At 35.5% G+C, this 14,936-nt stretch carries 14 protein-coding genes; 12 read left to right on the forward strand and 2 right to left on the reverse strand.

Going from position 1 to position 14,936, the window contains the following annotated elements:
- Positions 1 to 168 precede the first annotated feature (168 nt).
- The 12 genes from KKG99_07855 (at position 169) to KKG99_07910 (ending at position 11,275) form a co-directional block, all read left to right on the forward strand.
- Positions 169 to 1,476 carry a S26 family signal peptidase gene (locus tag KKG99_07855; protein ID MBU1012905.1) on the forward strand — a complete coding sequence of 436 codons (1,308 nt, stop codon included), beginning with the start codon at positions 169 to 171 and terminating at the stop codon, positions 1,474 to 1,476.
- Between the two features lie 47 nt (positions 1,477 to 1,523).
- A complete protein-coding gene (locus tag KKG99_07860) occupies positions 1,524 to 1,955 on the forward strand; it encodes a peptidylprolyl isomerase (protein ID MBU1012906.1) in 432 nt (143 codons plus the stop codon).
- A 34-nt stretch (positions 1,956 to 1,989) separates the two neighbouring features.
- Entirely contained in the window at positions 1,990 to 2,670 is a 681-nt protein-coding gene (locus KKG99_07865) for a DUF4412 domain-containing protein (protein MBU1012907.1), read from the forward strand.
- Positions 2,671 to 2,768: 98 nt separating this feature from the next.
- Positions 2,769 to 5,243 (forward strand): DNA translocase FtsK, encoded by a 2,475-nt coding sequence (locus tag KKG99_07870; protein MBU1012908.1) that lies wholly within the window; start codon positions 2,769 to 2,771, stop codon positions 5,241 to 5,243.
- Between the two features lie 20 nt (positions 5,244 to 5,263).
- Positions 5,264 to 5,902, forward strand: coding sequence for an outer membrane lipoprotein carrier protein LolA (locus KKG99_07875; protein ID MBU1012909.1), 639 nt, complete (start codon positions 5,264 to 5,266; stop codon positions 5,900 to 5,902).
- Between the two features lie 40 nt (positions 5,903 to 5,942).
- Positions 5,943 to 6,191, forward strand: a complete 249-nt coding sequence (locus KKG99_07880) for a hypothetical protein (GenBank protein MBU1012910.1) — start codon at positions 5,943 to 5,945, stop codon at positions 6,189 to 6,191.
- On the forward strand, positions 6,191 to 6,811 hold the full coding sequence (pnuC, locus tag KKG99_07885) for a nicotinamide riboside transporter PnuC (protein ID MBU1012911.1): 621 nt from the start codon (positions 6,191 to 6,193) through the stop codon (positions 6,809 to 6,811). The genes KKG99_07880 and pnuC overlap by 1 nt, the downstream gene beginning before the upstream one ends.
- A complete protein-coding gene (locus tag KKG99_07890; protein ID MBU1012912.1) occupies positions 6,804 to 7,316 on the forward strand; it encodes an ATP-binding protein in 513 nt (170 codons plus the stop codon). Before pnuC ends, KKG99_07890 begins: the two co-directional genes overlap by 8 nt.
- A gap of 41 nt (positions 7,317 to 7,357) precedes the next feature.
- Entirely contained in the window at positions 7,358 to 8,554 is a 1,197-nt protein-coding gene (locus KKG99_07895; protein MBU1012913.1) for a glycosyltransferase, read from the forward strand.
- 2 nt (positions 8,555 to 8,556) lie between these two features.
- The gene (locus KKG99_07900; GenBank protein ID MBU1012914.1) at positions 8,557 to 9,855 is read left to right on the forward strand and encodes a polysaccharide biosynthesis C-terminal domain-containing protein; all 1,299 of its coding nucleotides are present in this window, start codon (positions 8,557 to 8,559) and stop codon (positions 9,853 to 9,855) included.
- On the forward strand, positions 9,842 to 10,702 hold the full coding sequence (locus KKG99_07905) for a GNAT family N-acetyltransferase (protein MBU1012915.1): 861 nt from the start codon (positions 9,842 to 9,844) through the stop codon (positions 10,700 to 10,702). The genes KKG99_07900 and KKG99_07905 overlap by 14 nt, the downstream gene beginning before the upstream one ends.
- A gap of 33 nt (positions 10,703 to 10,735) precedes the next feature.
- Positions 10,736 to 11,275 carry a GNAT family N-acetyltransferase gene (locus tag KKG99_07910; GenBank protein MBU1012916.1) on the forward strand — a complete coding sequence of 180 codons (540 nt, stop codon included), beginning with the start codon at positions 10,736 to 10,738 and terminating at the stop codon, positions 11,273 to 11,275.
- A gap of 269 nt (positions 11,276 to 11,544) precedes the next feature.
- Here KKG99_07910 and KKG99_07915 read toward each other — a convergent pair whose 3' ends face one another.
- On the reverse strand, positions 11,545 to 12,396 hold the full coding sequence (locus KKG99_07915; GenBank protein MBU1012917.1) for a hypothetical protein: 852 nt from the start codon (positions 12,394 to 12,396) through the stop codon (positions 11,545 to 11,547).
- 373 nt (positions 12,397 to 12,769) lie between these two features.
- Positions 12,770 to 14,665 carry a hypothetical protein gene (locus tag KKG99_07920; protein ID MBU1012918.1) on the reverse strand — a complete coding sequence of 632 codons (1,896 nt, stop codon included), beginning with the start codon at positions 14,663 to 14,665 and terminating at the stop codon, positions 12,770 to 12,772.
- Positions 14,666 to 14,936: the final 271 nt, after the last annotated feature.

Below are 14,936 nucleotides of genomic sequence, written 5' to 3' on the forward strand. Positions count from 1 at the left end.
ATTCCCGCCATTTTCGCTTCTCAATTATTTGAAAAATCAGGCAGGCCGGGTTGGATAACCTTCGTCCCTTTTTACAATTTATATGTATGGCTGCAAATTGTAAAAAAGCCAATGTGGTGGTACATTTTTCTATTAATTCCGTTCATCAATGTATTTGTTTTTATGTTGATGATTGTTGAATTACTAAAATGTTTTGGGCGAAACGGTTTATTGGAACACGGCTTTGGGGCAGTTTTTCCATTCCTATATTTACCTTATTTAGGATTTAAGGAACAATTTGTTTTTATTGATCCCGACAATAGAGAAGAAATAAAAAAGAGTTTTGTTCGCGAATGGGCTGATGCCATCATATTTGCCGTTATAGCTGCATCAATCATTCGTATTTTTATTTTTGAAGCCTATTCAATTCCGACTTCATCAATGGAGAAAACATTATTAGTTGGTGATTTTCTTTTTGTGAGCAAAATAAGCTATGGGCCAAGAGCGCCAATGACCCCCATTGCATTTCCCTTTGTTCATCATACGCTTCCACTAACAAAATCAACCAAATCATATATTGAAAGTGTTAAACTACCCTATTTTCGTTTTCCGGGTTTTACAAAAGTAAAAAGACATGACGCGGTTGTTTTTAATTTCCCCGATGGTGATACGCTTTCAGTAAAATGGCAAAGTAACATCAGTTATTATTCAATGGTTCGGGATTATGGCAGGGAAAGGGTGTGGAATGATAAAAATAATTTCGGAGAAATCATTAGTCGTCCTTTGGATAAAAGAGAAAACTTCATCAAACGATGCATGGGCATGCCAGGTGATGATCTTGAAATTATTGATCGTCAGGTATACATCAATGGAGTGGTGAATGAAAGCCCAGGGATTCGACAATTTAAATATAAAGTTACCACCAATGGCACTCGATTTAACCCAAAAGTTTTAGAAAAGCTGGAAATTACTGAAGATATTGGCAGCGGAAATGTTGGTGAATATTATATTACCCTGACCGATAATGCAGTTAAAGAAATGAAAACTTTTTCAAATGTAATTTCGATAGAACCTTTACATGACGCTAAGGGAGTGAAGGATCCAAACATTTTTCCGCACGACGATTATCACAACTGGAATTTTGACAATTTTGGGCCAATTCGCATCCCTAAAAAAGGCGAAACCGTTCAAATCGACCTACAGAATATTTCTTTATACAAACGTATTATCCATGTTTTTGAAGAAAATAAGTTAGAAATCATAAACGGCAAAATTTTTATAAATGATGTAGAAAGCAATTCTTATACTTTCAAAATGGACTATTTCTGGTTGATGGGTGATAATCGTCACAATTCAGCTGACTCAAGGGTTTGGGGGTTTGTACCGGAAAATCACATTGTTGGAAAAGCATCATTGGTTTGGTTTTCACTTGATCCAAACAAACCTCTTTTTGGAGGAAAAATCAGATGGAATAAAATCATGAGAACAGTAAAATAATAATCGGAAAGCAAATTGAATTAATTACAAATCAAAAAATTGAATCGATGAAAGCAATCATAAAAACAGTAAACGGAGATATGGAAGTTAATTTTTTCGAAAAAGATGCTCCAAATACCGTGGCCAATTTCGTAAAATTATCAGAGAAAGGATTTTATAATGGTTTAACATTTCATAGGGTTATTCCTAATTTCGTAGTTCAGGGTGGCTGTCCGAACGGAACCGGAGCCGGTGGTCCAGGGTATAATATCAATTGTGAATTGGATGGTGGAAATCAATATCACGACAGAGGGGTTCTTTCAATGGCCCATGCAGGAAGAAATACGGGAGGTTCTCAATTTTTCATTTGCCATAGTCGCCAAAATACAGCTCATCTTGACAGAAACCATACTGTTTTTGGTAAAGTGGTAAAAGGGCTTGAGGTAATTGATCAAATTAAACAAGGTGATAAAATATTAGCGATTCAGATCGAAAAATAGTCATCCATTCTTGATTATTCTAAATTCACAGTTTATGAAAAAGATTTTCCAAACTTTATTGCTTTTCATACTGGCAATATCAGCTTCATTCACCGGTAATGCTCAAAAAGGTTTTGCAGGTCATATTTTATATCAAATTGATTACGATGGCCTGGGCGAAAATGCGGCCATGAAATCAATGCTGCCCAGTGAAATGAAATTCATTCTAAAAAACAACAAAAGCAGAAGCGAATTGAAAACAGGAATGGGTAATCAGATTACCATTTTTGATAGTGAATCGAAAACTATTGTGAATTTACTGAATATCATGGGGCAAAAAGTGGCCATCAAAAAATCTCTTGGTGAAATAGAACTTGAGCGTACAAAATACAGCAATCTAAGGGTGTCGATTAGTGATGAAACAAAAAACATCGCAGGTTACAATTGTAAAAAAGCATTGATTGAAGTGAATGCTGAAGATTTTGGAGGACTGACCACTTTCACTGTTTTTTATACGGAAGAATTAGGAAATACTGGGATTAATTATAGCGACCCACTGTTTAACAAAATCAATGGGGTAATGCTCCAATATGAAGTCAGCACACGTGGGTTGCTAATGAAATTTTCTGCTTCTGAAGTAAAAACCGAAGATGTACCCGATAGTGCTTTCGCCATTCCAAGCGATTATAAGGAAATGACACAAGATGAACTCAAAAAAATGTTTGGGAGCTTCTAATAATTTATTTCTGAAACATATACATTAAATACTTAGGCAATATTATCATTTAGATTTTATTACCTTTGTTATTATTGTTATCTGAACATTCATACCAAATGCCTAGAAGAGTCAACCAATTAAAAAGCAATTCTTTTAAGGAGAAACTAACAGAAGCTCCTAAAGAAAAAGAAATAAAGATAAGAAGTGCCCGTACATTTCTTCCTTTTGCATTTTTAAAAAACGACAAATTCCATCGTGTTTTTGGCTTCTTTTTAATTTTGGCATCTATTTACCTTTTAATAGGTTTTGTTTCTTTTTTTTATACCGGCTGGACTGATTACGACAAAATTGCTTCAGCAACTTTTTTTAAACTGAACCAATATCCCGAAGTTCAAAATTGGACCGGTTATACGGGGGCCTATTTAGCCAAATTTTTTATCAACGATACACTTGGAATAGCTGCATTTATACTTGCTATAAATCTCTTTATTTACGGCTTTTATTTATTGTTTCGGCTAAAGATCATACCATTAGCAAAATTATTTTGGCATTCGCTCATTCTTATTTTATGGATCCCCGTTACAATGGGAATCCTATTTATGAATACTGATTATTCGGTATTGGGAGGGGTTTTTGGGTATCAAGCTAATCTCATACTTATCGGTTTTATTGGTGTCCCGGGCGTAATCATCGGTTTGATATTTATCTTGTTCGCATATGTTGTTATTTCTTTCAACTTTAATTTTAATCCATTCAAGAGCAAAGAAAAACCGGATTCGGATGTATCGGAAGATGGCGAAAAAATCCCCTTTATTTATCCGAACGACAAGTATAATACTGTTGAATTTTCGGTAACTGAAGATGAAAATTTTAGTAAGAAGAAAGTGGTTGGTGTGATATCGGACGATGAATCAAACAATAAGGACTTTGATGAATTTCCCGATCCTGATCTTGATATTGTCGATAATGAGATTCCACCTGGTATGAGAGAAGAAGATATTGAACTTACCATTGAAGAGCCGCTTAAAGAAAAGCAAGATTTCAGCAACGGAAAATTTGAACATTTTGGAATCGACACAGAATATGACCCTACCTTAGATTTGCCACATTATCAATTTCCGAAACTTGATTTGCTGGAAAATTATAACGACGATCAAATATCCGTTCATAAAGACGAACTGGAAGAAAACAAAAACAGGATTGTCGAAACGTTGAATCACTATTCAATCAAAATTGACAAGATTAAAGCAACCATCGGCCCGGCTGTAACCTTGTACGAAATTATTCCTGCACCGGGCGTTCGTATTTCAAAAATTAAAAATCTGGAAGATGATATCGCACTAAGCCTTGCTGCAATGGGAATCCGGATTATTGCCCCGATACCCGGAAAAGGGACCATTGGAATTGAAGTTCCGAATAAAAACCCGGAAATCGTTTCCATGAAATCTTTATTGGCTTCCGAAAGATTCAGGAATACCACAATGGAACTTCCACTGGCTTTAGGGAAAACAATTGCCAACGAAAGTTTTATTGTCGACCTAACTAAAATGCCTCATATATTGATGGCAGGGGCGACCGGTCAGGGTAAATCGGTTGGGCTGAATGCCATTTTAGTATCCTTGCTTTACAAAAAGCACCCTTCCCAAATAAAGTTTATTCTTGTCGATCCAAAAAAAGTTGAACTTTCGCTTTTCTCAAAAATTGAAAGGCATTTTCTGGCCAAGTTACCCGATTCGGAAGAAGCCATAATTACTGATACCCGTCTTGTTGTAAGAACGCTGAATTCGTTAACCATTGAGATGGATAACCGTTATGAATTGCTCAAGGATGCGCAGGTCAGAAATATCAAAGAATATAACGCCAAGTTTATTGCCAGAAAGTTAAACCCGGTTCATGGTCACCGCTATCTGCCTTATTTAATTTTGGTAGTTGATGAATTTGCCGATTTAATTATGACTGCCGGAAAAGAAATTGAAAACCCCCTTACTCGTTTGGCTCAATTATCAAGAGCCATTGGAATTCATCTTATCATCGCGACCCAACGGCCATCAGTCAATATTATTACCGGTACCATTAAAGCCAACTTCCCGGCCCGTATTGCATATCGTGTAATTTCAAAAATCGATTCCCGCACCATTTTGGATACAGGCGGAGCAGATCAATTGATCGGACGTGGAGACATGCTTTTAGCTACCGGAAGTGATTTAACCCGTTTGCAATGTGCTTTTCTGGACACGGATGAAGTTGAAAAAATAACCGACTTTATAGGTTCACAGCGAGCATATGCAACACCTTATCTTCTGCCGGAGTATGCAGATGATAATGACATAAATGGTGGCACGGATATTGATCTTAGCGACCGGGATGAATTGTTTGAAGATGCTGCATATATTATCGTGCAAACGCAACAAGGATCAACTTCATTATTACAACGAAAACTCAAATTGGGTTATAACAGGGCAGGAAGAATTATTGACCAGCTTGAAGCTGCCGGGATAGTTGGCCCATTTGAGGGAAGTAAAGCAAGAGAGGTTAAAGTGGCCAATGAATTTGCTTTAGAACAATTTTTGAAAGACTTAAACAAGGAATAAACAACTCAATTTAAAATCTAATGAGAAAGACATTTTTATTTATAATTTCGTCAATAATAGCTATTGGGAGTTTTGCCCAAAAAGACAAAAAAGCTACTGAGATACTTGACCGTGTTATCGCCAAAACTGAATCTTACAAAACCATGGAAGTTGAATTTACACTTGCTATGGTCAATGTTGAGGCAGATATCCACGACAACAAGAATGGAGTTTTGCTTGTAATGGGTGATAAATACAAGCTTACATTATCTGAACAAATTGTTATTTCGGATGGCAAGACCATGTGGACCCTTTTACTAGAAAACAAGGAAGTAATGATTAATGATGTTGAGGAAAATGAGGAATCAATTACTCCTACTAATTTATTAAATTCTTATAGCGACAATTATAAGTCAACATACTTAAAAGAAGATGTAATTAATGGGAAAAAGGTCGATTTAATTGAGCTGACTCCACTGAAAGGCAAAATTTATACAAAAATAGAAGTTGCCATTGAAAAGGGCATGGATCAGATATACAGTTTCTCAATGTTTGATAAAAACGGAAGTACCTATTCTTATACTATCAAAAAATACAATTTGAATAAAAAAGTAGGTGAGTTTGAATTTGTATTTAATGAAGCAAAATATCCTAACTTTGAGATCGTTGACATGAGATAATCTTATTTATTAATACTTATTCAGCTTTAAAAATCACTTTATGAATACCTCTGTCGACATCAGTTATTACCCGCTAAAAGAAGAGTTTATCCCTGCCATACTTGATTTTATTGATCGGCTGAATAAACATGAGAACATAAAGACCAAAACAAATGGGATGAGTACGCAGGTCTTTGGTGAGTATTTTGATGTGATGAATGCATTGACTGAAGAAATCCATAAATCATTTGAAATACCTCATTCTGTTTTTATCCTTAAAATAGTTAATGCCAATCTGAGCACAAATTAATGGATTCAGGAAATATCTTTGACGTTTTATACCAAAACATCCTTAATACAACTTTACTGGAAATCGTTGCAGTATTTTTTGGTTTGTTAAGTGTTTGGTACGCAAAAAAAGCCGACATCAAAGTTTATCCTACCGGAATTATCAGCGTTGTAATTTATTTTTATATCTGTATTGGAGTAAAACTTTACGCTGATATGGGAATCAATTTTGTATATTTTGTAATGAGTATTTATGGCTGGTATGCATGGACCAAAAAGGACAAAAAAGAAAAGATCCTACCCATCAGTTTTTGTACAAAAAAGGAATATTTTATCAATTTTATTATGTTCGTTTTCTTCCTGATAACGCTGATTTATATCCTGAAAAATTACACAGATAGCAATGTTCCCTATTGGGATTCGCTTACTACTGCCATATTTTTAGTTGGGATGTGGTTGATGGCACGCAAGAAAGTTGAGAACTGGATACTTTGGATAATTGGAGATGTGATCTCAATTCCCCTGTATTTTTACAAAGGACTTGTACTCACCTCATTTCAGTTTTCAATGTTTTTAATCCTTGCGGTTTTAGGTTATATTGAATGGAAAAGAAAAATTAAGGAGGCACAGGAAATTGCTTAAACGAATCGCTATAACCGGACCGGAATCTACCGGGAAATCAAGGCTTTGTCAACAACTATCCGATTATTACAAAGATTTATGGGTTCCTGAATTTGCCCGTGAATACATTGATAAAATCGGCAGACCTTATACCCAGGCAGATATCCTGATTATTGCTAAATCACAGGTTAATTTGGAAACTGAGACTGCAAAAAAGGCTCATCAATTTTTGTTTTGTGACACAGAATTGATTGTTACAAAAATTTGGAGCGAACATAAATACCAAAATTGTGATCCATGGATTTTAGATCAGATTAAAAAAAGCGATTACCATTTATATTTACTCTGTGATATCGATTTGCCCTGGGAACAGGATCCACAGCGAGAACATCCTGATTTAAGGGAATACTTTTTCGACAAGTATCGGAAGGAATTAAAATTCCACCATTTCAGGTATAAAATCGTTTCAGGAATTGGAAAAGAGCGATTGGATAACGCCATTAAATTAATCAACAATTCCTTATAAATTATTCTTATTTTTATTTGGCAATTCAACAAATAAAAAGGATGCAGTTACAATCTGATTCAAAAAAAATTCACGTTTTATACTTACCCAAATGGTACCCGAATAAGTACGATTGCATGCCCGGTTTATTCATTAAACGACATGCGGAGTCAGTTACGAAACATTGCAATATTAGCGTACTTTATGTACATTCTGACGATCAAATAAGAATAAACAAAACAGAAATTTCAATAACATTGGAAGATGAGATCCAAACCTGTAGAATTTATTTTCAAAAATCGCAGTTCCCAATGCCGGTTATTGCCCGCCTGATTAACTTGCTCAAATTCTTTTTTTACAATTTTAAAGGAATCAAACTCATATCACATTCTGATCGGAAACCTGATCTTATCCATGTAAATGTTTTAACCAGACTTGGTTTAATAGCATTGATTTATGGGTTTTTTACAAAAACCCCTTATGTCATTACCGAACACTGGACAAGATACTTACCTGAAGTAAATTCATTTAAAGGGAGCTTCCGAAAGATGATCACCGGAATGGTTGTTAGAAATGCTAAAGCGGTGATGCCCGTTACAGAAAATCTCCAACAGGCGATGCAATCGCATGGGTTAAAAAATAAGAATTATCAGGTGATCCCAAATGTGGTTGATGTTGATCTTTTCATTCCCTGTTCAGATCAAAAAACCCATACAATTAAAAAGATCGTTCATCTTTCATGTTTTACCGATGCACAAAAAAACATCAGTGGAGTTTTGAGGGTCATTAAAAAATTAAGTACCATCAGACAAGATTTTAAATTGCATTTCATAGGTGAAGGGGAAGATTTTGATCGGATGAAACAAATTTCAGATGAATACAAACTAACGAATAATCTGGTTTTTTTTGAAGGAATGTTGCAAGGAAAAAAATTAGCAGATAATATCAGTTCTGCCGATTTGATGATTTTGTTCAGCCATTACGAAAACTTGCCCGTGGTTATTTTAGAAAGTTTTGCATGCGGGGTTCCGGTAATTTCAAGTCGGGTTGGAGGCATTCATGAGCATTTGAACAATAAAAGAGGTGCTTTGGTCGATGCCGGAAATGAAGATCAATTTTTAAAAATATTAAATCATACCTTGGATGAATTGGCATTCTTTAATAAAAATGAAATCAGGCAATACGCCATCGAACATTTCAGCAAGAAGGTAATTGGTAAAAAACTTTACGATATTTACACATCAATTTATAAAACTTAAGTTTGTTTCAAAAAATCATCAATACCTTAGGCACCCGAGTTTTTTCAGCAGTTTTAAATTTGCTGATTGCAATTTTTATTTCCCAGCATCTTGGAGCCATTGGCAAAGGTCAGCAGGGACTGATCATTGCAACCATCACCTACATTCTTATCTTTTCGAATTTAGTTGGAGGAAGCACTTTGGTTTACTTATTGCCGCGATATGGGTATGCGCGTTTGCTTTTGCCTTCGTATATATGGTCAATATTAATGAGCCTGGCTTTTTATTTTATCCTGACCACAACCAGGATTATTGAAAACACATTGATTTTAAATATCTGCATCTTATCAATATTTATTTCATTTATCTCCATCCATTCGAACCTGCTCATTGGGCTCGAAAAAGTAAAAACTGCCAATCTCATCTGGTTTCTGCAACCGCTCATGATTATCGGATTCCTCCTTGCCTTCTTTCTGTTCGGGAATCAAGTTGGTATCGACACCTATTTTAATGCACTCTATTTCTCGCTTAGCATCTTGGTAATTCTAAGTTTTATACTATTACTTAAAGCAAAAAAAACACCTGTAATATTTAAACTGCAATCTAATTTTAATATACTCTCAGAGATGTTCCGTTTGGGATTTCTTAATCAATTGGCACATATTTTTCAGATGTTAAGCTTTCGGATGAGTTATTATTGGTTAGGTCAAGTCTATTCCGAAGCTGAAGTCGGGATCTATTCAAATGGAACTTCTCTTATCGAATCGGTTTGGCTATTGAGCAGAAGTATCAGCATGGTTCAATATTCCAGAATAGTGAATATGAGCAACAAAAAAGAAGCTCAAAAACTCACCCTAAACTTAAGTAAATTGAGTTTTGTGATCAGTTTTGTCATATTACTGCCTATGATTTTTCTTCCCTCCTCTTTTTATGAATTTATATTTGGAGAAGGCTTCGGAGATGTACGATTGGTTATTCAATCACTGGCTCCGGGTGTTTTATTTCTCAATTTGAATATTATTATCAGTCACTATTTTTCGGGAACTGGCAAGTACCATTTTAATTCCATTGCATCTTTTGCAGGACTTTGTATTGCAATACCCTTATTTAGTTGGATGATTCCGGCATTTGGGATATTAGGAGCAGGATTTGCAAGTAGTATTTCCTACCTTGTTACAACCATGGTTATTCTTTACTTCTATAAAAAAGAAGCAGAAATAAATATAAGCGATTTACGTTTAACACTTAATGACCTCTTGCAAGTGAAGAAGTTATACGAAAACACCTTTTTAACAAAAAAACTAAAAGATGATCAACATTAAATCATTAAGTGCCACTTCTATTGAAAGCATACATCAGGCATTTGTTATAGCTTTTGCTGATTATGAAGAACCATTTGACATGACCGTCAAACAACTTCAGTACATGATTGAACGAAGAGGCTTTGTGCCTGAATTATCGTTTGGTGCTTTTGATGATGAAGAACTGATTGGTTTTATCTTAAACGGCATTGGTTTATGGAACAATATACTTACCGCTTACGATACAGGTACCGGTATAGTTAAAGCATATCGAAAACAAGGAATTGCCACCCGCATTTTTAATGAATCGCTTCCGGTATTGAAGCAGCATGGGGTAAATCAATATTTACTAGAAGTGATCAAGACAAATACCAAGGCCTACGAATTATACAAAAAGGCCGGGTTTGAGGTGCTCAGGGAATTTGATTATTTCGTATCCCCAATTGAATCGATTAATACTACCACTGAAGAGTTAATAACCGGATTCAGCATTAATGAGATTGATGAACCTCAATGGGATTTATTCAGTACTTTCCGTGATTTTACACCTTCATGGCAAAACTCATCTGATTCAATTCAACGCAAGCGATCGTTCTTTAAAATCCTGGGCATTTTCAATGAAAAAACCTTAGTTGGCTATGGAATCATCGAAACACACACTGGAGATATCCCACAATTTGCCATTGCCAAAAATTTCAGAAGAAAGGGATTGGGGACAGCACTTTTTAAAACATTTTGTAATACCACCGAGAGTGGCATTATAAAAATTATCAATACCGATTTCAAAGATAAAGGCACTAAAATTTTTATTGAAAGCCTTGGTTTTAAAGCCGGGTTTGGGCAGTATGAGATGTTGCATAAGTTTTAATAAGTCATTTTTTAACAACTGGAGGATCAGATTATGATTGATAATGCTAATACAGAAACATTGAATTTTGATGATGGTGAAAGGTTTTTACTTCGTCATATGGCACATGGCGATGCAACCAAGGAACAAAAATTCGTACGTAAACTTTCAAATGAGTCTCGCTACCTGCGCTTTCATGGATCAATCAAAGAACTAAATAAGGAGGATCTGGAGAGGTTTACAAATCCCAACCCGCTGAGCGAAGAAGCCCTGATTATGCTGTATAAAGGAGCATCATTGGAAGAAGAAATCGGCGTTGCACGATTCATCATTGATCCGGATGACGAGGGCTGCGAATTTGCAATTGTAGTTGCTGATGAATGGCAAAATCTTGGCCTTGGGGCAAAACTGATGAATGCATTGATAAATCATGCTCAAGCTCGCGGGTTAAAACGAATTTATGGTTCTGTACTCAAAGATAACGCTGGTATGCTCCAGTTTATCAAAGGATTGGGATTTGAAGAAACCATCGACCCTGATGATTCTTCGCTTATACTTGTTACAAAATATCTGAGGGATTCATCAGGATCGTAATATTTTGTAAATGATCCGTAGGTTAGGTAAATTGACCTCCCCACAATTGGAGAATATAACCATTTTATTAGTAGTGAAAAACTTTAAATTTAACTGCCTGGAGCATGGCTTCACACAACAAGTATTGCTTAAGTTTTGGATTTTGAAAAAGAAAGCGGTGCGAAGTTTTAAAAAGTAAGGAAATAAAATTGTTAAAAGTATAGAAATATAACTGCGTGCTATTTAATACAAATCCCTAAATGCATATACAAATACGAATAGATAATAACTTACAAGTCAATTTTTATTTTCGCATTTTCTAAATAAGGTAAAGGTGTGACTAAATCAAATTCCTTTGAAACATCGAAGAGATAGTTTAACAAATTGATGTGCTCAGCTCCGATTATTAATAAAATTCTATCATCAGGATTAGAAGTTATTCTTTGAAGGTTCCTAAAAATTCTCAGGTTCCGGTTAAACCACCTGCCTGTTTCAAAATCAACTCCAATAAAATCACCGTTTTGTTCTTCATATTTAAAAGGAGTCAATAAATATACTGACAACCTGTCTTTAATATGCTGGGGATCATTTAATTCGATCAATTCATTAACAATGCTGTTCACTATTCCGGATGGTTTAGGCAGCTTATATACAGAATCGGGAGAATTGAGATAATAATCCTCAAAATTAGCAGATCGGATACTATCGTCAAATAATGCTTCAAGGGTAGCATAATGTTTGCCCCAATCATTAACACAATAAATTTGAGGCAGGTTCAAATTTTTCCCAATCCGAAAAGCAAGTTGATAAATTTCATCTTTATCCAATGTAAGTCTATCCGACTTATACAATGAATATAATGAATCTATTTGGTATTGTTTAGCTGGTAATGCTTCTATCGCAATCTTATTCGGTTTAAATTCCTCAATGGCTTTGCATATTTCAATTATTTCTGATTGATAAGGTTCATCAAGCACCGAGATTTGATCTTTTTTTTCTGTTTTTACAACATCCAAATTATGATAGGCAAAATGAAAAACGCCAAGTGTCATTATTTGTGCTTGCTTTGGAACATCATTCGATTGTCCGAATGAAGTAGGGATAATAAGCATACCGAAGAATAGGATAAACAATTTTTTCATGTTTTTAATATTAACTTAATTCACGGAGAAGACGAATCCCTTTTCAAAATATTACAACATAAATGGTTTCATGATGACTTTTGCAATAGAATAGAGCTAAAGCTACCAAGAGGATGATTTCATTTGATTAGAGCAGTGGAGCATTGAAAAGCTTTAAGTTTAATTGCCAAAAATATGGCTTCGTTCAACAGATGTTGCTTAAATTTTGGATTTTGAAAAACAAAGCGGTGCGAAGTTTAAAATTTATCTGCCAAAGACATGACTTCGCACAACAGTGGGTTTCGACAAATGCTAAACGGGAGTCTCGATTTGACAAGTTTTAGATAATGTCGGCGTTATAGATAGCCCTTTTTATTCCAAGTCGATTTACAACTTAAGCTTTTTCAGAAGCAAAGTTCGGTTCAACAGGTTTACGGAAATCATTTACCCTGCCAGTAATTCTTCTCTCTGCAGGAAATGTGATATCGTGATAAATATTTACATAATAAGCCAGGCTTTCTTTTAAGCCTTTACGATGGACCAGATGTTGAATTTTTCCCGTTTTATATAAACTATTCGTACATACTATTTCTGGATCTACCTCAAAACCGGCCCCAATAACTACCCTTGGGCCGGCAAATTCAACCAGCGAACCTATTTCTCCGAACATCACATCACCTTGGGTAGCATAACTTGCGTAAGCACCACCTGTGGTCGGTCCGGTAATAACCGATAAAAATAAAACACCGGCTTTTTTCAGATCCAAAATGGCCATGTTCATTTTTGCCATTTGAGCTAAGGACATGGGGCCCTCATTCATCCTTGCCCCACCCGATGCGCAAATTGAAACCATTGGATATTTATGTTTTACGGCAAAATCAACTGCACGCTTGAACTTTTCGCCAAAGGCCGCTCCGAAAGAACCACCAAAAAAAGTCAAATCAGATATGATCAACACGATGGGTTTCCCATTGATCCTGGCAGTACCAGCCACAAGACCTTCTTTCGAAAATGTTTTGCCAATAGTTTTATCCAGTGAATTTTGATAACTTCCAAAATAATAGCGCTCTTTCCCAATTAATTTATGAATGGTTAGATCACTTTCAATCTCCTCGAAAGTATCCTGATCACATATTTTATCTATCTGGTCCTCAACACTTAGATATTCTCCTTTTCCACATTTTGGACAGGCATAATAATTATCTACATATTGTTGATAGGGTACAAAACCGCATCCACCCTTAACTTTAAAAAGATTTTTCTCTATATCCCATTCTTTGGTGCATTCAAAGAGTTCTGTTTCTTCGATCCCCTTTTTTTCCATGTGGGCCTTCATGAGCAATTGGGTGTAAAATTCTTCGCGCTCAATATCAATGGTATTTATTTTTTCATGAATACTTTTCAAGATTTTACGTTTGGTAAGCTTATCAATCGTATCTTCAAACATTCCATAATTCAGCACCCGCTGTCGTCGTTCAATAAGCAATTTATCAACCAATTTGGGTTTAAGGACCTTCTCCCCCGTTTTTAATTCTACAACCCAGTCTTTTAGTGTTAAGGTAAGCGATTCTGTTATGGTGTCGATGGTAAATTCATAATTTTCGTGAGCACCATTTATGGGCTCAGGCAAAATACCATCTATCATTCCAATTTCCTTGATATGCTCAGCACCCGGCCTTAACATTTCAAGTGCATCAGGAACCGTGTCTTCAATATTTTCACCCGAGGTCAATCTACGATGAAAGATAATACGACAGCAGCTCTCGGGTGCAATCACCGAGTACAAAGAATTCTCAAGCATATAACTCCGATCGGCTACTTGCAAAGCCAAAGCACCACCACTCCCACCTTCACCTATCACATACGAAACAGTTGCTGTTTTCACACCGCAATAACGGCTGATGCAGTCGGAAATCAAAAAAGATTGTCCCCCTATTTCAGATTCCATGGAAGTATCACCGCCAAAAGTATCAATAAAAGAAACGACCGGAATTTGATTTTTTTCAGCTAGGTCAAGCACATCCAATACATAGGCAAATCCCTTCGAAGTTATCATTCCTGTGGCTAAACTATCTTTACCTTGCCTTCTTTTTTCCTGACCAAGGATATAACATACAACTCCATCAACAGAACCTTTAGCAGCAACTAAAGAAGGATCGGGCGAGTTAAAGTATTCTATATTGTCAAATACCCCTGCAATGACATCTGAACTTCTTATCCTGGAGGGATTTCGAGTAATATCATATCGTTCTTTATAGTTACGCTTTAGTGGAAAACCGTCTTTTTTCATAGCTTTGACAAATAAGGTTTATTTAATTGACCAGGTGCATTTAATATCATCTCAGGGCTGATATAACTTAAATATTTCACTATTATTATATTCTTTCCCTTGAAAAAAACGTGGCAAGTTAAAAAAATATCCCTTAATTCAAACCTTAATTCATAAACACAACATGTTTTTGCCACCCAAATGAATTCTTGTCTAAAATAATTTTAACCTGTATTTTTTACAACATTTAGCTAATAATGTGATAAATACATTCGCTACGAGGCCTAATTAT

The organism is Bacteroidota bacterium (assembly GCA_018816945.1).
GTDB lineage: Bacteria > Bacteroidota > Bacteroidia > Bacteroidales.

Coding starts and splice junctions, on each gene's coding strand:
- KKG99_07855 (MBU1012905.1), top strand. CDS start 169: ATGATTGTTGAATTACTAAAATGTTTTGGGCGAAACGGTTTATTGGAA.
- KKG99_07860 (MBU1012906.1), top strand. CDS start 1,524: ATGAAAGCAATCATAAAAACAGTAAACGGAGATATGGAAGTTAATTTT.
- KKG99_07865 (MBU1012907.1), top strand. CDS start 1,990: ATGAAAAAGATTTTCCAAACTTTATTGCTTTTCATACTGGCAATATCA.
- KKG99_07870 (MBU1012908.1), top strand. CDS start 2,769: ATGCCTAGAAGAGTCAACCAATTAAAAAGCAATTCTTTTAAGGAGAAA.
- KKG99_07875 (MBU1012909.1), top strand. CDS start 5,264: ATGAGAAAGACATTTTTATTTATAATTTCGTCAATAATAGCTATTGGG.
- KKG99_07880 (MBU1012910.1), top strand. CDS start 5,943: ATGAATACCTCTGTCGACATCAGTTATTACCCGCTAAAAGAAGAGTTT.
- pnuC (MBU1012911.1), top strand. CDS start 6,191: ATGGATTCAGGAAATATCTTTGACGTTTTATACCAAAACATCCTTAAT.
- KKG99_07895 (MBU1012913.1), top strand. CDS start 7,358: ATGCAGTTACAATCTGATTCAAAAAAAATTCACGTTTTATACTTACCC.
- KKG99_07905 (MBU1012915.1), top strand. CDS start 9,842: ATGATCAACATTAAATCATTAAGTGCCACTTCTATTGAAAGCATACAT.
- KKG99_07910 (MBU1012916.1), top strand. CDS start 10,736: ATGATTGATAATGCTAATACAGAAACATTGAATTTTGATGATGGTGAA.
- KKG99_07915 (MBU1012917.1), bottom strand. CDS start 12,396: ATGAAAAAATTGTTTATCCTATTCTTCGGTATGCTTATTATCCCTACT.
- KKG99_07920 (MBU1012918.1), bottom strand. CDS start 14,665: ATGAAAAAAGACGGTTTTCCACTAAAGCGTAACTATAAAGAACGATAT.